The sequence below is a fragment of the Sphingobacterium corticis genome, from assembly GCF_042684745.1.
Lineage (GTDB): Bacteria > Bacteroidota > Bacteroidia > Sphingobacteriales > Sphingobacteriaceae > Sphingobacterium > Sphingobacterium corticis.
This window is the reverse complement of sequence record NZ_JBHUMA010000006.1, coordinates 1,089,599-1,109,760: the sequence shown is the minus strand read 5'-3', so window position 1 is coordinate 1,109,760 and position 20,162 is coordinate 1,089,599. Positions and strand designations below refer to the sequence as shown.

The 20,162-nt window shown below is 41.3% G+C and carries 12 protein-coding genes and 2 tRNA genes; 10 read left to right on the top strand and 4 right to left on the bottom strand.

Features of this window, described 5'->3' with window-relative positions; translation table 11 throughout:
• Positions 1-22 precede the first annotated feature (22 nt).
• From ACFSQ3_RS10790 to ACFSQ3_RS10775, 4 genes are all read left to right on the top strand, one after another.
• Positions 23-1,585 (top strand): family 20 glycosylhydrolase, encoded by a 1,563-nt coding sequence (locus tag ACFSQ3_RS10790; protein ID WP_380869556.1) that lies wholly within the window; start codon positions 23-25, stop codon positions 1,583-1,585.
• A gap of 6 nt (positions 1,586-1,591) precedes the next feature.
• Positions 1,592-2,917 carry a sugar MFS transporter gene (locus ACFSQ3_RS10785; RefSeq protein ID WP_380869555.1) on the top strand — a complete coding sequence of 442 codons (1,326 nt, stop codon included), beginning with the start codon at positions 1,592-1,594 and terminating at the stop codon, positions 2,915-2,917.
• 8 nt (positions 2,918-2,925) lie between these two features.
• Positions 2,926-4,119: an N-acetylglucosamine-6-phosphate deacetylase gene (nagA, locus tag ACFSQ3_RS10780; protein WP_380869554.1), complete on the top strand. Its 1,194-nt coding sequence runs from the start codon at positions 2,926-2,928 to the stop codon at positions 4,117-4,119.
• 85 nt (positions 4,120-4,204) lie between these two features.
• Positions 4,205-5,233, top strand: a complete 1,029-nt coding sequence (locus ACFSQ3_RS10775; RefSeq protein WP_380869553.1) for a glycosyl hydrolase family 18 protein — start codon at positions 4,205-4,207, stop codon at positions 5,231-5,233.
• Between the two features lie 61 nt (positions 5,234-5,294).
• Here the strand turns inward: ACFSQ3_RS10775 and ACFSQ3_RS10770 are convergent, their stop codons facing one another.
• Together ACFSQ3_RS10770 and ACFSQ3_RS10765 are read right to left on the bottom strand one after the other, a co-directional pair.
• Positions 5,295-7,811, bottom strand: coding sequence for a family 20 glycosylhydrolase (locus ACFSQ3_RS10770; RefSeq protein ID WP_380869552.1), 2,517 nt, complete (start codon positions 7,809-7,811; stop codon positions 5,295-5,297).
• Between the two features lie 5 nt (positions 7,812-7,816).
• Positions 7,817-8,953, bottom strand: coding sequence for an acyltransferase family protein (locus ACFSQ3_RS10765; protein ID WP_380869551.1), 1,137 nt, complete (start codon positions 8,951-8,953; stop codon positions 7,817-7,819).
• Between the two features lie 186 nt (positions 8,954-9,139).
• Between ACFSQ3_RS10765 and ACFSQ3_RS10760 the strand changes: the two genes are divergently transcribed.
• Positions 9,140-9,871 (top strand): glucosamine-6-phosphate deaminase, encoded by a 732-nt coding sequence (locus ACFSQ3_RS10760; RefSeq protein WP_380869550.1) that lies wholly within the window; start codon positions 9,140-9,142, stop codon positions 9,869-9,871.
• Between the two features lie 184 nt (positions 9,872-10,055).
• Here ACFSQ3_RS10760 and ACFSQ3_RS10755 read toward each other — a convergent pair whose 3' ends face one another.
• Positions 10,056-11,810: a hypothetical protein gene (locus ACFSQ3_RS10755; protein WP_380869549.1), complete on the bottom strand. Its 1,755-nt coding sequence runs from the start codon at positions 11,808-11,810 to the stop codon at positions 10,056-10,058.
• 11 nt (positions 11,811-11,821) lie between these two features.
• Complete coding sequence (locus ACFSQ3_RS10750; RefSeq protein ID WP_380869548.1) at positions 11,822-12,001, bottom strand: hypothetical protein; 180 nt, start codon at positions 11,999-12,001, stop codon at positions 11,822-11,824.
• Positions 12,002-12,514: 513 nt separating this feature from the next.
• Here ACFSQ3_RS10750 and ACFSQ3_RS10745 point away from each other — a divergent pair.
• The 5 genes from ACFSQ3_RS10745 (at position 12,515) to dnaE (ending at position 20,153) form a co-directional block, all read left to right on the top strand.
• Positions 12,515-12,587: transfer RNA gene (locus tag ACFSQ3_RS10745), tRNA-Gly, on the top strand.
• A gap of 8 nt (positions 12,588-12,595) precedes the next feature.
• Positions 12,596-12,680, top strand: a tRNA-Leu gene (locus tag ACFSQ3_RS10740).
• 212 nt (positions 12,681-12,892) lie between these two features.
• Positions 12,893-15,085, top strand: a complete 2,193-nt coding sequence (locus ACFSQ3_RS10735) for a glucoamylase family protein (RefSeq protein WP_380869547.1) — start codon at positions 12,893-12,895, stop codon at positions 15,083-15,085.
• Between the two features lie 112 nt (positions 15,086-15,197).
• On the top strand, positions 15,198-15,641 hold the full coding sequence (locus ACFSQ3_RS10730; RefSeq protein ID WP_380869546.1) for an OmpA family protein: 444 nt from the start codon (positions 15,198-15,200) through the stop codon (positions 15,639-15,641).
• Between the two features lie 87 nt (positions 15,642-15,728).
• Entirely contained in the window at positions 15,729-20,153 is a 4,425-nt protein-coding gene (gene dnaE, locus ACFSQ3_RS10725; protein WP_380869545.1) for a DNA polymerase III subunit alpha, read from the top strand.
• Positions 20,154-20,162 lie beyond the last annotated feature (9 nt).

Sequence of the window (20,162 nt, the reverse complement as noted above, 5' to 3'; positions counted from 1 at the left end):
TTTAGTCGAAAACATCATATTCATGAATCTCAAACGACCGTTATTTCAATTCTTCCGTTTTCATTGGCTGATCATGCTGATCATGTTCACTCCAATGGCGCATGCACAAAAGGCGGAATTTCCTGTAAAAGGTTTCCATTTGGATCTTCGTATTCAGGTGATGAAAATGCCAAAGCTGAAAGCATTTGTTAAAGATTTGAGCGCAAATGGCATCAATACGTTGATCATGGAATGGGAGGGTACGTATCCTTTCGAAAAGCATCCGGTTATCCAAAATCAATACGCTTACAGCCGCCAGGAAATTGTCGATTTTGTGTCGTATTGTGAAACTTTGGGCGTGGACGTGATTCCGTTGCAACAAAGCTTCGGACATGTGGAATACATTCTCAAAAACTATCGATATAGAGATTTGAGGGAAGATCAGCAAGATTTTTCACAGGTTAATCCCATAAAAGAGGATCTGTGTAGATCGCTGTTTGCTGATCTTTTTGCAGATATGATCAGCACGCATCGCTCTCCATATTTCCATATTGGCGGTGATGAAACTTACTTGCTGGGCAAGGGAAAGGAATCGAAAGCGAAAGCCGAAAAAGTGGGCTTGGGTCGGGTTTATGGCGACTACATAAAAATGCTATGCGAGCTGGTCATTAGTTTAGGAAAAACGCCTGTCGTTTGGGCAGATATCGCTTTGAAATATCCGGATGCATTGGAAGGATTGCCCAAGCAAACGGTTTTCGTGGATTGGAATTACGGCTGGGAGCTTGATCGTTTTGGCGACCACAAAAAGTTGGTGGAAAGCGGTTTCGAAATTTGGGGTGCTCCGGCGATTCGCAGTTATCCGGATACTTATTTCCTGACGGATTGGTGGAAACACTTGAATAATGTCAAAACGTTCATTCCGCAGGCGAAGGAATTGGGATATAAAGGGATCGTTATTACATCTTGGTCGACTTCCGGTTTGTACTCGACGATTATGGAAAGTTCATCCGATTTAGTTGATTTGCATGCTATTCGTCGCGTTTATCCGATTTCGGGATTTTCCTTGCTGACGAATGCATTTTTCACGGCCGTCAATCAATCTGAATCTTTGGATATCGAAGAATTTTCCACAGATTACGCGCAAAAGCGATATGGATTGGATGAGAATAATGCTTCTGCATTTTATCGAGCGTTGATTTCTGCTCCTTACGAGGTAAACCAAGGAAAGGTGAGTAAAGCGGGAATGTCCTTGCCGACGTTAATAGATAGTGCGCATCATACCTTGCAAACATTTGAAAATCTTCCCGTAAAAAGTAACAAACAAGAATTCGCGCATTACAAACTTATGGCCAATATCAGGTATAATTATTTGGTGTGCATTGCCGTCGAAAATGAGCTGAATCAAGTAGCATTCAAGCAAGCGGATGCTGCAAATGCTTTGGCCAAATTAAAAAGGCTTAATGTGAAGGAAGTGGATAAGGAATTTAAGGCATTGCAAAGTGATCTATTATTTGATTCCGAAATTAAGCAGGAAGAATATTTAAGGAATTACCGCTATCATTTACTGGTCAGCAAGCTGGAAAAGTGGATTCAAAATCAATCGTAAAGCGATATGTCGAAAACAAAAACATCCGTTCGGGTTTCCGATCTCAGTAAGCGTGATACGCAAATATCCATCGGATTGATTGGCTTGCTATTCTTTATTTTCGGGTTTGTCACTTGGGTAAATGCTATCTTAATTCCGTTTTTTAAAATTGCTTGCGAACTTAATCACTTCGAATCGTACTTAGTAACGTTTGCTTTCTACATTGCCTATTTGGTAATGGCCTTGCCTTCGGGCTATTTGCTCAAGCGCATTGGTTTTAAGAAAGGCATGATGGTCGGATTTATCATTATGTCGGTTGGTGCATTTTTATTTGTTCCAGCCGGTTTGAATCGTGCATATCCTGTCTTCCTAACCGGATTGTTCACCTTGGGAATTGGATTAGCTATTTTGCAAACAGCAGCAAATCCATACATCACCATCCTTGGTCCTAGCGATCGTGCAGCACAACGTTTTAGCATCATGGGAATTTGTAACAAACTTGCCGGGATTATTGCGCCAGCGCTGTTTGCTGCGGTAATCTTAAAGCCGACTGATAATTTGATGTTTCAACAGATTGAGCTGATGCAGGGATTGGAAAAAGAAGCTGCGCTGGATGCGCTTATTGCGCGTGTTGTCCATCCGTACGCCGTTGTTGGCGCGTTGCTTGCGGTTTTGGCGCTGTTGGTTCGTGTTTCTCCACTTCCTGAAATTGATACGGATCATGAAGCTGACGAGGTGGCCACGACGAATGCAACGAAAAAGAGCGTGTTGGATTTTCCATATTTGGTGCTCGGCGCAATAGCTATTTTTTTTCACGTTGGTTCGCAAGTGATTGCGGTGGATAGCATCGTTAATTATGCCACTCATTTAGGCGTAGATTTTTTAACGGCAAAAAACTTTCCATCCTACACGCTAACCGCTACCATCGTTGGTTACCTTCTAGGCATTTCTTTTATTCCAAAAGTGCTTTCGCAAATTACTGCGTTGAAAATCTGTACCGTACTTGGTTTGCTGTTGAGTGCACTGATTTTGATCGTCAAACATCCGATTCATGCTTTCGGACAAACCGTTGATATTTCGATCTGGTTTATCGTCTTGCTCGGTTTCGCCAACTCCATGATTTGGGCCGGCGTTTGGCCATTGGCATTAAATAATCTAGGACGATTTATCAAAACAGGCGCTTCCCTGCTCATTATGGGGCTATGCGGAAACGCCATTATGCCTTTGCTTTATGGTTATTGGGCAGATCACCATAGCTTACGTGAAGCGTATTGGGTTTTATTGCCGTGTTACGCTTACCTCATTTTTTATGCTTTTTATGGCCATCGCATTACATCGTGGTCTTCCAAATAAATCTTTTAATGAATTCTTATATAAAAATAGTTAATGCGCGCATTATCACTCCCGAAAGAGTGATCGATAATGGAAATCTGCTGATTAAAAACGATAAAATCGCCGCGATTAGCAAGGACGATATTGCGGTAGATGCTGCGCAGGAAATAGATGCACAAGGAAATTATGTGGCGCCGGGATTTATCGATATCCATGTGCATGGAGGAGGTGGATTCGATTTTATGGACAACACTGCGGAAGCGTTCATCGGAATTGCACAAACGCATGCTAAATATGGCACAACTTCGATGATGCCGACGACATTAAGCTGTGAGAAAGAAGATCTTCATCGCACCATTAAAACCTATGAGGAGGTTGTAGATGCGGATTGTTTGGGCGCGCAGTTCGTCGGATTGCACATCGAAGGGCCGTATTTTTCGATGAAGCAAAAAGGTGCGCAAGATCCAAAATATATACGGAATCCCGATCCCCAAGAATACCGCGAATTGGTGGCTTCGTCCAAACACATTAAGCGCTGGAGCGCAGCGCCGGAATTGCCGGGTGCAATTGAGTTTGGGGAATTTTTGCGTGAGCACCACATTATGGCGTCCATTGCACATACGGATGCCGTTTACGATGATGTGATGCGTGCTTATGAAGCTGGGTATTCTCATGCAACTCATTTCTATTCTTGCATGTCGGGCGTTTCGCGTAGGAATGCGTACCGCTATGCCGGTGTTGTAGAAAGCGTTTACTTGCTGGATGATGTTACGGTGGAATTAATTGCTGATGGTATTCATCTTCCAGCGCCCTTGCTACAATTAGTTCATAAAATTAAAGGCGTGGATCGGATCGCGTTGGTGACCGACGCGATGCGTGCAGCGGGAATGCCCGAAGGACCGAGTGTTTTGGGAAGTTTGAAAAGTGGTTTGGATGTCATTGTGGAAGATGGCGTAGCCAAATTACCCGATCGTACGGCTTTTGCTGGAAGTGTTGCTACGATGGATCGGTTGGTGAGAAATATGATAGACCTAGCGAACGTTTCCATAGCCGATGCAGTGAAAATGGCAAGCACTGTTCCAGCTTCAATTTTGAGTATCAGTAATCAGAAAGGCGATTTGTCGACAGGGAAGGATGCGGATATCGTCATATTCAATGAAAATATATCAGTACAACAAACCTTTGTACGAGGTAAGTTGGTGTTTGATGTCAATAAGAAATAGAAAAAGTAGTTGTTCGGTGAAAGAGGAGTAGGAAATGAATAGTAACGGATAATTCAATAAATATTTATCACATACATTTAAAACTATGAAAATCATCAAATCATTTTGCGTCATCGCAACGATCGGATTAATCAGTTCATGCTCCAAAAGTACAGCGAGCGATCAACTTAGCAAAGCAGAAGGTACTAATGCGAGAAATGCCGCGCAAGCATCCGGAAAAGTTGTTTTCGGCTACGTACCATCTTGGGGCAACGTGCAACAGATTATGGATAATACCGATTTAAATATCTTGACGCATATCAATATTGCGTTTTTCAGTCCAAATAATTCCGGACAAATGATGGCAAATGGGCAACCAGTTTGTAGCGATGCGAACTCCACGGAGATCAATTACATCGTAACCAAAGCACATCAGAACGGCCTAAAAGTTTTGGCATCGCTCGCTGGAGGAAAGGTGCCTAATTGTTCTGGAAATATGGTCACGCTACTGCAACCCGGGAACCGAGCAAATTTGATCGCAAAAATTGTAGCATTTGCTAATCATTACAATTTGGATGGGATCGATGTGGATATCGAAGGTGCAAATTTAACGGCAATTAAAAACGCAGGAAATTATGTGCCATTTATCCAAGAATTGCGCGCAGCGCTTAATCCACTCGGAAAGTTAGTAACTGCCGCTTCTGCGCCGTATACCAGTGGAATGATTCCACCAGCCGCTTTTGCGCACTTGGACTTCGTTCATATCATGTCCTACGATAACAATTGGGAAGGTAGCGGAAACCATTCTACGTATGCGGATGCTTTAGTACATATTAAACGCTTTTTGGACAATGGATGTCCTGCATCCAAATTGACTTTGGGATTACCGTTTTATGGTTATCAAGGAAATGTTGGAACTGGAACTTATACTGCATTTAAGGATATCGTTGCGGCTCATCCGGCGGCATCTCATGTTGACACATACGCTGGATATAAATATAATGGCGTTACTGCTATTGAAGCAAAAACCAGATACGCAAAACAACATATTGCAGGGGTAATGATCTGGGAAATTTCACAAGATGCGACCGGACAAGCGAGTTTGCTACAGGCTATCGGTCGAGAGATTGACTAATAGATATTTGCTTGTATTTAAAATAAAAGCCGGGCTCGCCCGGCCTTTTTAATATATAGGTTTATTTCGTTACGGAAATAGATCTGCCGCCTCGGCCGGATTGATCGAAAACGCGTAGCTTCATGCTCAATTGAAATGGCGTTCCAGAAACAAACACCGGACTTTTTGCTTTAGGTTCCTCACCGTTAATTGTAAAACGGATTTTCATTCCTGAATATAAGCTATTAGCGAATACCAGGTCATTTTTTACTACATATCCAGCAGTTGGAATGCGATATGAGAAACCTCCAACGTAATGCTGTAATCTAGGCAGTTCCTGTAAGCCTAAAACACGGATAAATTTTGACCATTGCTCACTTTTTTTGTCAGCTGTTCCGGTATTGATTTCCCAAAGTGGATCGGCCGTCCATGCGCGTTCCGCAAAGGATAGCAATTTTGGAACAAGCATATATTCAAATTCAGATTTAGTCGTCAAAATTTCGCTCCATAATGGCGATTGAATTCCCACAATATTCTTTCGGCCTTCTTCCGTGAGCTGAACCATTCCTTTGTAATGATTAGCGGCAATCGGTTTTCCATATTGATCTTCTTGTTGTGTTTGGTAGTAATTCATTGGCACGAAATCGAACGGTTTATCAACATCGACGAATCCGCCCCAATACTGACCGATCTCATAGTAGCTGGGGTTGTATGCTAAATCAAGATAAAGATTAGTGACGTTCGTTAGCACCACTTTGTACCCGGCATTTGCCAGTGTATAAGCAAGATCTTCATTTCCCGACAGGTTGTTCCAAACATCAACATGAAAGTCTTCTCCCAAAAATCTTTCATCCAAAACCATTTGCTTCTTGCCGTTAACGAGTTCCTTTTTAAGTGCAATTTCCTCCCAGCCCGACAAATATAATCCTCGGTCTTTCAGTAAAGCATTTAATTTTTTAAAATAATAATGCCATAATTCATCCACATTCTTGACGGTCTTATCCGATTGCAGCAAACGATTTACAGCAATCGATTTTTCCCAAACGCCGGCAGGAACCTCATCGCCACCAAAATGAATGGTGTGCAAAGGTGCGTTTGCCTCTTTATACATCGCAACCGTTTCATCGATCAGTTTCTCTAAAAATCGGTAAACCGAAGGCAAAGCTGGATTGATAATATTATCGTTGAATCCTTGAATAGATCGATAGACGGATTGATCGTGTGGGTCACGCAATAGAAATTCTTCTGCTTCCGCCTGCTTTCCGTCCCTGCTGAATTTTACATAGCGTGCATCCATGGCTTTAATTGCCGCGCGCGCATGTCCAGGAGTTTCGAATTCCGGAATGACTTGAATATGCCGATCGTTTGCATAACGCAGAATTTCAATAAAATCTTTACGGGAAAGAAAACCAGATCCAGCAGGATTATCTGTTCTCCAACCCGAACCATAAGCTGGCGACAGGTGATTTTCTTCGGTCAATGTATGTCCACGTTTGCTTCCAACTTCCGTCAACTCCGGCAATCCATCGATCGCAATTCGCCAGCCTTCATCATCGTTAAAATGCAGGTGCAGTCGATTAATCTTGTATAAAGCAAGTAGATCGAGCACTTTCAAAATTTGGGATTTGGGTTGAAAATTGCGCGCAATATCCATCATAAAAGCACGATGAGGAAAACGCGGAGCGTCCTTTGCCTGCAAAGCTGGCAATGTAATTTCCTGAGTTTTTGCTTTCCAATTTTCCGCTGGAATCAATGTTCTAAGGGATTGAATCGCGTAGAACATACCTGCTTCGGATGATGCTTCCAGAACGATTTTTTCGGCGGAAATAGATAGTTGATAACCTTCATGCGGCAGGTCAGGTTGACGCTTGAGTTCAACGATAGTGCTTTTTGCCTTGTTTTTGGAGTTCGGTTTACTTAATAAATTCGCTAATTCCGTCCTAAGCAATTCCGCTTCTCTCGGAAAATCGGTTGATTGAATACTCGTTTTAAGATTTAGTGTACATGTCCCTTCAAGATAATTAACGGATGTTGGGCTAGGGAAAATCGTTGGTCGTAAATTTTCATTCCCAGCATTTGCTTTGTTGGCTTTCTCTGTTTTCTCATACGATAAATTTGCGATTCGGCGCTCGTGTTCTGCGATATCAACGCCATACACAAATTCTACCTCGATATCAGATGTCTTCTCTTTTTGATGATTGGAAATGATATAAAACCCAGTCGGATAATCCGAAATGTTTTGAATCGATTTGGATAGCACTTGAAATTTTACGGAATCGCCCTTATTAATTTCCTTAAATCCATCACCAGGGAGTAATTGATAGAAATCTCCATTAATCAAATTGATCCTCGCCAATGTAGAATCACGGTCTAGAACTTTTGGTTCTCCATTATTGAAATAAATCTGCCAACCAATTTTCGATAGCTTCGTCTTCGAGTGATTAAATAATGTAAGTTCTGAAAGCGTTTTTCCCGAATTATGGTGGTCTTTTTCCAAAACTTTCCAGCGCAGCTTAATGTTAGATGACGATTTATTCTGCGAGAAACCGATACAGGCACAGAAACTAATCGCTATCGATAATAAGATATATCTCTTCATAATCTTTAAACTTTTACGTAAATCTTGTTTTTATCCAATGCAAAACCAATCAACCAAAGTAGTAGCATATAGCAAACTGCGAATAGTAGGGAAGCGGTTTTGTCGGCAAAATGATTTAAGAGGAAATCACGGTAAAACAAACTTGGTACGGTAGAACCGTTTACCGGAATGATATGAAGTGCGCTAATAATAACCCACGCTAAAATATAAATGAACAAAGGATTTTTACCGAAAACTTCAAAAAAATACGTCCAACGTTTAAGATGAAGCAAATCAATAATTCCCATTAGCACAGCTAGAATGAAGATATCCCAACCCAAAGCATAAAGCACATAGGAACTTGTCCAAAGCGACTTATTGATCGGAAACACGGTATCCCAAAGCAATCCGATCGCTAGTGCTGTAGTCGCAATCACTAATAATTGTAAGAAAGTGCTTCGTTTGTTTCCATTCACCTGAATAAATTTACCAATCAGATAGCCAACGATAACGTGCACAATAGATGGGAGAGTGCTTAAAACTCCCTCTGGCTCAAATGTAATACCTAATCCTTGATACAGATTTTTTGCATTAAAAATTAGATCATCGAAAAGTTTTGGAGCATTTGTTTCTAAAGCATAAGGATCGTTACCGGTTCCAAATAAATACAATATTAGCCAATACATCAGTAAAATGCCCGTACTAATCAACAGTAATGTGCTTGCTTTTCTAAAGAAATAAATGATTAAGCCGCCAAGAAAATAGCACAATGCGATCCGCTGCAAAACACCTAGTATACGTACGGAAGATATGTCTTTAAGTGTCCAACTATCGGCGCCGAAATCGATAAAAGGAAAATGATTCAGGAGGACGCCAATCAAAAAGATGATGACGGAACGCTTTAATAATCGGCCGAAAAATGCAGAGAATGGTTGATTATCAATCTTTTTGAAACTAAAGCTTATTGCATTGCCCACCACGAAAAGGAAGGTAGGAAAAACCAAATCGGTAAGCGTGAATCCATGCCATGTTGCATGCGCGAATGGCGAATAAATGGAACTCCAACTGCCCGGAGTGTTTACCACAATCATAAAAGCAACGGTGATTCCGCGTAGCACATCAAGTGAAAGATACCGCTTAGGCGGTTGATTTTGTAAGGTCATAGACGATTACCCTTTGAAGATTTGTTAATAGGTTAATTTGAAGCAAGGTAAACAATTACAAATAATTTCGTGTACGTACACGAAATTATTTGTAATTTAGTTTTGCCGATTGTTCGGGGAAAAATTAAACTTTTTATGAAAGTAACTATTATTGTTTGGACAATCATCCTAAAATAACGAAAACCAATGGATACACGTATTTATAAATCAAGAGATCTTTTAGGTGCTGCTGCCGCAGAACGATTTTCAGAGATTATAAAAAAACTTTTAGAGGATAGAGAAGAAGTAAACATCATTTTTGCCGCAGCTCCTTCGCAAAATGAGTTTCTACAACAACTGGAATCGTATGCTATTTCGTGGAGTAAAATCAATGCCTTTCACATGGATGAGTACATTGGTTTGGAAGGGGATGCGTCGCAGGCCTTTGGAAATTTCTTGAAATCGAAGCTTTTCGATCGCTTTCCATTCAAATCCGTGCATTATATGAATGGAAATGCGTCAGATACCAAAGCGGAATGTGATCGTTATGCAAAACTTCTACGCGATTTTCCAGTCGATTTTGTTTGTATGGGGATCGGCGAAAATGGGCATTTGGCTTTTAATGATCCTCCGGTTGCTGATTTTCAAGATAAACTCGCGGTTAAGGTAGTGGGGTTGGATGAAGTCTGTCGGATGCAGCAAGTGAATGATGGATGTTTTACTGCAATAGAATTTGTTCCAACACACGCCCTTACGTTAACTATCCCCGCGCTTTTGTCTGCGCAATATATCAACTGCGTAGTTCCGGGTTCCACTAAAGCGTCTGCAGTTCGTGCCACCATTCAAGATGAAATAAGCACGAGTTGCCCATCTACAATTTTGCGTACGCATGAAAATTCAGTATTGTTTTTAGATAAAGAGAGTAGTGGGTTGTTGTAGATTTTTGTCATGCCATATTTATTTGGAACGATTAATTAATTCTAATTTGTTAGCCTTCAGCATTTGAGTGCTTAGCGGCAGGTGGTCCGGCGTGTAATATTATGAAAAGGAATATACTCGTATGCATAAAATAATAAAGGAGCTATACTTAGCTCCTTTATTATTTTATTTTGACAAAATTAGTTTATTGGTAAGTTGCAGGTGGTAGTGCTGGCATATTAGCGCTGGTCCATGTCGTATTTCTAACGCAACGTATATTAAGTCCTGCATTGACATTTCTTTCCGTATTGGTCAAAATTGTAGCTCCATCTGTGTTGAAACTTAACTGGTAAGCTTGTCCGGGGGTCGCTCCAGCAGTAGAAGTCCAAAAATACCCCTCACCGTCGACATTTCCATTATTGCTGAAGCCAGTTATCGTATTGCTTCCCACGTTTCTGTATCCGTATAATATAAAAACAATCCAGTTGTTTCCGTAGTCATCAGTACCACCATAATTAAAATTGAAGTACCTAACCAACTGGTCATCGGTGGCAGTCGCTAAAGACCTTGCAGGCGAAGAGGTGTTAGCAAGCGCCGTTGCTTCATCTCTCGTCGGCATCCTCCAATGACCAACCCAATTGTTACCAACCTTTGTTGCGGGGTAGACCATAGCACATGGATCCCCTTGATTTGTTGCTGCCCCGAAAGTTGGCAAAATCGCGCGCCAATTAAAAAATTCCCCAGCGCTTTCAACATTTGTAGAAGTACCATATCTGTTCGAACCATGATGTCTGAATCCATAGGCGCGTCTGGTTGCGTTGTAGAATAAGTTCGTTCGCGCCCACTCGACCCCATTTAATGTTTTAGTTGACATGATCGGCGTTATAGTAATTCGGTAGCGATATCCTATTTGGGGTGTAAATGTCGTGCCTGTAAAGTTGAAATTTTTATTACTAAAATTTCTGTTTCCGAAATTACTTGCATCTGGCGAAACACTAAATGAGGCCCTAATGCCGAAATCGGAAATAGGGTTCACTCCATCTACGGTATAAAATGTTCCGACGCGTATGGAATCGGCTGAGGATGTATTATAATTCACAAAACCTGCATTATTAACCGTAGTGATTAGTGTATTTGGGTTATACGTGCTATTGTAGGTTTGTTGTTGCCAGTTAAATGTTCCGGATTTCAAATGATTCGGGGTAATATTATTTGCAGATATATTCAACATACGACCAAACATACCCCGTCCGTCAAGTACAACATCAATTCTTGCTGATTTGTTTTGCAATACAATGTTTAGCTTGTTGTTACGATTGTCGGGATTTGTGCTGATGGTGCCCGAAGCAAATAGGAATGCGCTCGAATTACTAACATCTATCGTAGTTGCTGTAGAACTAAAATTGCCCGTAAAAGCGCTGCTCGTGTTTACAGAGTACGCGAACCAAGTGTACGTCCGAAGACGACTAGCAGATGTCCACTTAAACTCGCTACCAGACGTTGCGTTTACTGTAGCTCTATACACACCATTTTCATAAAACACTACTCGATACGCAATACCTGACGGTAATGGTGCTCGTGGACTGGTTAATGTAGCGCTTGATTTTGTATTAAGTGGGTCGACATTATTGGTCGTATTTATGCTATCTTTAATCGAATTATCCTTTATTTCAGATAGCGTGACAATAGCGTCGAGACCATCTTCTTCAAAATGTTTAATTTCTTGTGCTAAGATTTTTTGAGATAGAATACTTTCTGCATTCGCCGTCCCTGTGACAGATCTAGCGATGCTTGAATTAACATTTGTCGGATCATCGATTCCGGCTAGGTCGATGGTTATTTCTGTACCATCGCCTTCTGATTCAGTTTTATCATCCTTTGTACATGAAGTTAAGGCTATAACAAGTAACGATATAGCAAGGAATGAATAGCGAAATGAGGAACTAAAAAGTTTATTCATAACTTTCATTATTACATATTAAAGCCTTGGTTAAAGCCATCTGTGGATTGCCAGTCTTCTACATCAGGTTGGTTCGCATTTCCGCTACCTGTGTTTCCACCAACTGTAATATCGGACGAACTTGCTGCAATGCTATGCTCAACTGCTATTTGATAGCAATCGATGAGCGGCGGTGTGTATTGTTGTTTCATAGCCAACGGTTTATTTTTTATGTTAAATCATTAGTTTAATTAATTGATATAATGCTTATCCTTTTTAACACAAATTAATAGCCGAATTCCGCATATAGACCTTCGTTCCAATTCATATCAAATTATCTTGTAGTTAATTAGCTACAAATCTTGTTTGGAATGTAATTAGTGCGCAAGACCAAATACAAGACCTATTAATGTTTTATAAAGCAATTTAAAAGAGTTCGAAATTATTAATTTTTTTTAAAACTTGTTAATTATTAATTAACATATTCTTCAACATAAGTGTACGTTTGACGCGTTTTCCGAAAACAAAAAGATCTAATTGAAAAAGCGGCTATAGCTCAAAGAGTTTAGATCGCCTAGGCATTATCTCTATCTTGATCCACCTTATTTACTGGATGCGACGAAAAATAACATGCGCATTACTAATACGTTAGTCGTTCATGCGCGTCATACATTCAAAAACTATTTTAACATTTAAAGTTTCTCGCTATATTTTCATCACCAAAAGCGAAAGTAGCTCAGTTGGTAGAGCACGACCTTGCCAAGGTCGGGGTCGCGAGTTCGAATCTCGTCTTTCGCTCTTAAGTTGCCTAGGTGGTGAAACTGGTAGACACGCAGGACTTAAAATCCTGTTCCTGTTAAAGGAGTGCGGGTTCGATTCCCGCCCTAGGTACAAAACCCTTCATTTTATGGAGGGTTTTGTTGTTTTAAATGTTCTGAAGGCAATTTATTGCCGCATTTGAATAATTTAAATGCTTCGATGTTTCCGATTGTACAAACCGAAAAGACATTTAAACATCAGCAATAAGCTTTACCGCCCGTTTCTGGGATAATGGTTTGATTTTTGCAAAGCATGTCACAATTGATTTATCTAATGAATTAACTATGATGTTGACACGTCTACTAATCCTTTTGAGTTTTATAGTTGCTGTACAAGCGAAAGCAGACACCTATCCCGAAGTGGTTTTCGACAACAGCCTCATATCTGGTGTGTATGCCAAGAGCGAAACGCATTCTGAAGGAGGTAGTTGGGTGGAGAATATTGATCGCCATCTTCCCGTTTCAGATAGCATTTTCTTTACACCGGGTAACGCGCTTTCCCTGCGTTATCAAAACGCAAATGGCGGAAATTGGGAAGCTGCCGTAAAGTATAGCCGCCAAAAATTTAGCTATAGAATTACGAGCAAAGATGTTTTGGTACTTAAGCTTTACGTAAATTCTGCCAAAACTACGACCAAGCAATTGCCTTTGCTGTCCATTCGTCAGAAAAATCGCGACAGTGAAAAGGTAAACTTGACGAATTTTATCGAGGATTTCAACGTGGACACGTGGATGGATGTGCGCATACCGATATCAGAGCTCAATGGTATAGATTATGACAGTGCAATTAAAGCCGTCGTATTCCACCAACAAGGAGAAGGTTCGCATCATCTTTACATCGATCAAATCGAATTTTTACCCACCAACTATTCGAAAGCAAAATTAACGTCGCCAGCAGTATTATCTAAAGTTTATCCGTTTGATAAGCATATCCAACTACAATGGCAATTGCCTTTGACGCCAAGCATTCGTTATGTGAAAATATATCGTTCAGAAGACAATAAGAACTTCGAAGCTGTCGGTATCCGTCCGATTAGTATGCAAGGTAGTTTGGATTACATTCCCGTTTTAGACAAAACCTACTACTATAAGATAGCTTGGGTGGATTACGATTATAAAGAGTCACCATTCTCGGCAGTTCAACAGGTAAAACCAACGAAACTGGCTGATGATCAGATCTTCGATTTTATCCAACGCGCGCACGTGAATTACTTCATCGACAACTTCGATATCAACAGCGGTATGCATACGCCTTTCAAGCAAGAAGGCAAGACGGTCGTTTCTACCAATGAAACGGGATTGGCACTGCTATCCTTGTTAATTGGTGTTGATCGAGAATACTTTTCTAGAAGGAACTTTACGTTACGCACGAAACGCATTGTCGACTTTTTAGGCTCTGTTCCAGATCGACATGGTATCTTCGCATCGTACTACGACGGTCGTAAGAAAGATGCTATTCATTTGGATTCGCGACCGAATTATAGTTTAACCGCCACAACAACTATTTTCCAAGCTTTATTGATTGCTCGTCAATATCTAGATGGAGATGATGCGGATGAAAAATATGTTCGCGAAAAAATTACAAAACTTTGGGAAAATATTAATTGGCCAGCATTGGTCATGGCAGATACGGAAGATGTTTTGGTTTCCGATGTGGGCGTTTTGCAGGAGCTTACCAACATCAAGCCATTGGGCGGATTAAATCAAAGTATGAATAGCTACATTTTAGCGGCTGCTTCTGCTAAAAATGGTATTTCTGCTAGCGGATTTCTCAATAACCTAACTTTGGAATACGAAGAATTTGACAGCTTCTCAATAGACAGTATCGAAGGTTTGGATACAGGGAAAGTGGTTACAGACCAACGAAAGCTGAACAAAACGCTTGCGAATGACATGCAGGATTTGGATAATACTTTGCGGCGCCAAAACATGGTAAAAGATACAGTGCTATACGGCGTGAATGTACCTTTTGGCGAACTGACAAATCGCAATTTATTGTCTATGTATATGCCTTTTCTTACGATTGACCCTCGTCTCGCAAATACGGAAAGTTATAGATTTGCAGAAATTCTGAAGAATTATACAGATTATGTAAAACGACGCGATAATGAATCTGGTCGTGGTACAAGGAATGTCGATATTTGGGGATATGATTCGGAAACGGATGAACGCGCTGCCTTTCATATCAATCCCGCTATCAGTATTTCCTCTGTTTCAGTTGATTATGAAAAAGGATTGCAAGCTCTCCTTGCGCTTTACCACAACTATGGCGATATTTTGTTGACGGAATACGGTTTCCGTTCGTGGTTAGATTTGAAAAATAGTGATGTTTCCGACGAATATTTATCCGTTAATCAAGCTTCCGTCGCCATTATGATTGAAAACGCACGTACGGGCTTGATTTGGAAGCTTTACCGCGAAATTCCAGAAATTAAAGCTGTGCAAGAAAAGATATTTGTGGAAAACACTTTGAACTAGATTTACTATATTTACCAAACGAAAAATCGTACTTAAGATGATAAAAAGGATCAACCTTCTCACTGTTTGTGTTTTAGCTTCATTATCTTTCTATTCTTGTAAACAAAAGAATATGATTGTAAACCCTGGCGCGGTGGTATCAAAAGATGGCACTGATGACGGTCTAAACAATGTGAAGAGCGAATTTAAAGATGCTTCGCGCACAGATGAAGGAATTAAGTTTACGCTATCTTCTGATTTGTTGTTCCCTACTAACTCTTCTTACTTAACAAACGCTGCGAAAGCAGAGTTGGATAAATTATCGGATTTGTTAAATGCAGATAGGAAGAAAAAAATACGCGTAGACGGACATACGGATTCGACTGGCGAAGCAAATTACAATGTTTGGTTGTCAGAAAAACGCGCTGCTTCCGTAAAAGCATATTTAGAATCGGCTGGTGTTTCCGGATCTCGGATTTCTACTAAGGGTCGTGGCCAAACTGTTCCGGTAGCAGACAACAAAACTGCTGATGGCCGTCAGAAAAATAGACGCGTGGAGGTGATTATCCTCGACTAAAAAGCCGTTAAATAGCTATGATATTTTGGAGAGCAGCATATTTAATGTGCTGCTTTCGCTGTTATTAAAAACTTAGAAACACCGCTCATGTATATCATCTTCGATACCGAAACCACGGGATTGCCTAAACGCTGGGACGCTCCAATTACCGATACCGATAATTGGCCGCGTTGTATTCAAATTGCATGGCAATTACACGATGAAATGGGTAATTTGGTCGAGCATCAAGATTTTCTAATTCGTCCGGATGGATTTAATATCCCATATGACGCAGAGAAGATTCACGGTATTTCCACAGAGTTGGCAACGGAACAAGGTATTCCCTTGGAGGAAGTTTTGCCAATTTTCAATGAAGCTTTGGCGAAAGCTAAATTCGTGGTCGGTCAGAATATTGGTTTCGATATCAACATCATGGGTTGTGAGTTTTATCGCTTCGGTGTGGATTCGCCGATGGCGAAGATGCCTATTTTGGATACTTGTACAGAAGTAACAGCGGATTTACTTAAAATTCCCGGTGGACGCGGCGGACGTTTCAAGTTACCGAACCTGACCGAATTACATCAATATCTTTTCGATGTACCTTTCGCGGAAGCACATAATGCAACCGCCGATGTGGAAGCAACAACACGTTGTTTCTTCGAGTTGGTGCGTAAAGAAGTGTTCACGCCAGAAGATTTACAGGTTGACACCGGATATTTTACGGATTTTAAAAGAGAAAATCCGACTAGAATTCCGACGGTCGGACTGAAACATGTCAATCTAAAAGCGGCTTCGCAATCACTTCGCGAAAATCAATCCGATGGATCGGATCGCGTCGTTGTCGACAAAAATTTGCTGGCGGAGCTGGAAGATGCGCCTTTTGCGCACTTGCACAACCATTCCCAATTCTCCGTCCTGCAATCCACTATTTCCGTGGACAGCTTAGTCGACGCTGCAATAAAACAAGGTCATCCCGCGGTAGCGCTGACAGATCACGGCAACATGATGGGCGCTTTCAAGTTTGTAAGCAAGATTTTCGATCACAACAAATCCATAGAGGCAAAGCGTAAAGAAGCCGAAGAAAACAACGAACATTTCGACGGTAAAACATTAAAACCTATCGTTGGATGTGAATTTTTCATATGTGAAGATCGAAAAGATAAAACGCGCAAAGACAATGGTTACCAAGTGGTATTTCTTGCTAAGAACAAACAAGGTTATCACAATCTCGCAAAAATGTCGTCGGTTGCGTACACCGAAGGTTTTTATTACGTACCGCGTATTGATAAGGCGACGGTTGAAAAATACAAGGAACATTTGATTGTCCTTTCCGGAAATCTTTATGGCGAAATCCCTTCCAAGGTATTGAATATCGGTGAAGCACAAGCGGAGGAAGCTTTATTGTGGTGGAAAGAGCAATTCGGCGACGATTTGTATTTGGAAATCATGCGTCACGGTCAGGAAGATGAATCGCGTGTCAACGAAACGTTGGTTCAATTTGCGCAGAAGCACGACGTCAAACTCTTGGCTACCAACAATACCTATTACGTTAGCAAGGCGGATGCGCATGCGCACGATATTTTGCTATGCGTGAAAGATGGCGAAAAGCTCTCTACGCCGAAAGGAAGAGGTCGAGGGTTTCGTTTTGGACTTCCTAATCAAGAATATTATTTCAAATCGGAAGCCGAAATGAAGAAGGCTTTCGCCGATCTTCCGCAGGCGATTATCAACGTGCAGGATGTGATCGATAAAATCGAACCTTATTCCTTATATCGCGATGTATTACTCCCAAAATTTGAGATTCCGGAAGAGTTTCAGTCGGTAGAAGATTTAGCCGATGGCGGGAAACGCGGTGAGAATGCGTTTTTAAGACATTTAACCTATGTCGGAGCAGAAAAGCGCTATCCGGAAATTACCGAGGAAATTCGCGAGCGTTTAGATTTCGAGTTGGCAACGATTGAAAATACGGGATATCCCGGATATTTTTTGATTGTGCAGGATTTTATTGCAGAAGCTAGAAATATGGGCGTTTCGGTTGGTCCTGGTCGTGGATCGGCTGCCGGATCGGCCGTAGCTTACTGTTTGGGAATTACCAATATTGATCCGATCGCATACGATTTGCTATTCGAGCGTTTTCTAAATCCGGATCGTGTTTCTATGCCCGATATTGATATCGACTTCGATGACGAAGGACGTGGTCGGGTTATGCAATATGTAATCGATAAATATGGCGCGTCGCAGGTGGCGCAGATCATTACGTATGGAACAATGGCTGCAAAATCTTCCATCAAAGATACTGCGCGCGTTTTGGATTTACCGCTGTCGGATGCCAATGAAATCGCGAAACTTATTCCAAACTTAAAGCTGAGCAAAATCTTCAATTTGGAAGAAAAGGCATTAAAGGATGCTTTGCGTGGTGATGAAATCGAAGCGGTGAAGCGTTTGAAAGATTTAGCAGATGGTGCAGGATTGGAGGCTGAAACAATCAAGCAAGCGCGCGTACTGGAAGGGTCAATGCGGAACACAGGAATTCACGCTTGTGGTGTAATCATTACGCCGGACGATATTACCAATTTCGTTCCCGTTTCGGTCGCCAAAGATTCAGATTTGTATGTTACGCAATTCGATAACTCAGTAGTAGAAAGCGCCGGATTATTGAAGATGGACTTTTTGGGGTTGAAGACACTAACCTTAATTAAGGATACCGTAGCGAACGTCAAACTTCGTCATAATATTCAACTCGATCCCGACTTTTTTCCAATCGATGATACGCTCACTTACGAGCTTTTCCAGCGCGGTGAAACGGTCGGTGTATTCCAGTACGAATCGCCCGGCATGCAGAAATACATGAAGGAATTGAAACCGACAGTTTTTGCCGATCTGATCGCAATGAATGCGCTATATCGTCCGGGGCCGATGGATTATATCCCGTCCTTTGTTAAGCGTAAACATGGTATTGAGCCAATTACATACGATTTGGATGCCTGTGAAGAATATTTACAAGAAACCTACGGAATTACCGTTTACCAAGAGCAAGTAATGCTTTTATCGCAGAAATTGGCTGGATTCTCGAAAGGTGATGCCGACGTTTTGCGTAAAGCAATGGGTAAAAAGCAAAAGGCAGTTTTGGACAAGATGAAACCAAAATTCGTTAACCAAGCTGCAGAGAAAGGGCATAGCCCGAAAGTTTTAGAGAAAATTTGGACGGATTGGGAAGCATTCGCTAGTTACGCTTTTAACAAATCTCACTCCACCTGTTACGCTTGGGTAGCTTATCAAACTGCTTATTTGAAAGCGCATTATCCGGCTGAATATATGGCGGCCGTGTTATCCAATAACATGAACGATATCAAGCAGGTAACCTTCTTTATGGAAGAATGTCGCCGAATGGGATTAGCCGTTTTAGGTCCGGATGTCAACGAATCGCACTACAAATTTACAGTAAACGACGAAGGAGCAATTCGTTTCGGAATGGGGGCAGTGAAAGGGGTCGGAGCTGGCGCGGTAGATACCATTGTGCAAAATCGTGATAAAGGCTTATACAAATCGGTTTTCGATATGGCAAAGCGTATTGATTTGCGCGCAGCGAATAAAAAGGCATTCGAAAGTTTGTGCTACGCTGGCGGGTTTGATAGCTTCACAACCATGCACCGTGCGCAATATTTCTACCATGATGGTGATCAATCGACCGGATTGGAAAAAGCGATTCGTTTCGGACAGCGTTTTAAAGACAATGAAAGTTCGGCACAAGCAAGTCTGTTTGGCGGTGCAGGTGCAGCGGAATTGCCCGAGCCTGTTTTAGCACCTTGTCCGCAATGGGGTTTAGTAGAAAAACTGAAATACGAAAAGGATGTTATCGGCATCTACTTGACAAATCATCCATTGGACAGCTACAAATTTGAAATGACGCATTTCTGTCCGAATAAGGTTTCCGATCTTCAACTGATTAATCAAGCCAAAGCATTGGAAGTGGACGAAGAAGTAACACAACAATTTGCGAAGATTAAAAACCGAGAAGTGATTATCGGTGGGATTGTTGCGGCGGCGTCGCATCGTGTTTCGCAAAAGAATGGAAAGCCATTCGGTTCTTTCGTGATTGAGGATTACTCGGATTCCTACGAAATTATGGCTTTCGGGGAAGATTACGTGAAGTTCAAAGGTTATTTACAGGAAGGGTATTTTATTCAAGTGCGCGGGATCGTTCAAGAACGTTTCAAGCAAATTGGAAACTGGGGATTTGAGCTTCGCAGCATTCAATTGTTGTCTGATCTTCGCGATAAAATGGCTAAATCCTTTACCATTCAACTTCCGTTGCAATCATTGAACGATGAATTTGTTAACAACTTGGAAGAACTTATTGCGCTTACGGTGGTCGAAGATGAACAAGCAAACTGTCAACTTAAATTCAAAATTTTGGACATGCAGGATGAGCTTGCTATCGAAATGCCGGCCAAAAAGATTAAAATCAACCTTACCAACGAGTTTTTGGAAGGTTTGGAGAAGTTGGAAACGGTAAAATACAAATTGAATTAACAGACAAGT

Coding starts and splice junctions, on each gene's coding strand:
- ACFSQ3_RS10735 (WP_380869547.1), top strand. CDS start 12,893: ATGATGTTGACACGTCTACTAATCCTTTTGAGTTTTATAGTTGCTGTA.
- ACFSQ3_RS10765 (WP_380869551.1), bottom strand. CDS start 8,953: ATGACCTTACAAAATCAACCGCCTAAGCGGTATCTTTCACTTGATGTG.
- dnaE (WP_380869545.1), top strand. CDS start 15,729: ATGTATATCATCTTCGATACCGAAACCACGGGATTGCCTAAACGCTGG.
- nagA (WP_380869554.1), top strand. CDS start 2,926: ATGAATTCTTATATAAAAATAGTTAATGCGCGCATTATCACTCCCGAA.
- ACFSQ3_RS10790 (WP_380869556.1), top strand. CDS start 23: ATGAATCTCAAACGACCGTTATTTCAATTCTTCCGTTTTCATTGGCTG.
- ACFSQ3_RS10750 (WP_380869548.1), bottom strand. CDS start 12,001: ATGAAACAACAATACACACCGCCGCTCATCGATTGCTATCAAATAGCA.
- ACFSQ3_RS10760 (WP_380869550.1), top strand. CDS start 9,140: ATGGATACACGTATTTATAAATCAAGAGATCTTTTAGGTGCTGCTGCC.
- ACFSQ3_RS10785 (WP_380869555.1), top strand. CDS start 1,592: ATGTCGAAAACAAAAACATCCGTTCGGGTTTCCGATCTCAGTAAGCGT.
- ACFSQ3_RS10770 (WP_380869552.1), bottom strand. CDS start 7,811: ATGAAGAGATATATCTTATTATCGATAGCGATTAGTTTCTGTGCCTGT.
- ACFSQ3_RS10730 (WP_380869546.1), top strand. CDS start 15,198: ATGATTGTAAACCCTGGCGCGGTGGTATCAAAAGATGGCACTGATGAC.
- ACFSQ3_RS10775 (WP_380869553.1), top strand. CDS start 4,205: ATGAAAATCATCAAATCATTTTGCGTCATCGCAACGATCGGATTAATC.
- ACFSQ3_RS10755 (WP_380869549.1), bottom strand. CDS start 11,810: ATGAATAAACTTTTTAGTTCCTCATTTCGCTATTCATTCCTTGCTATA.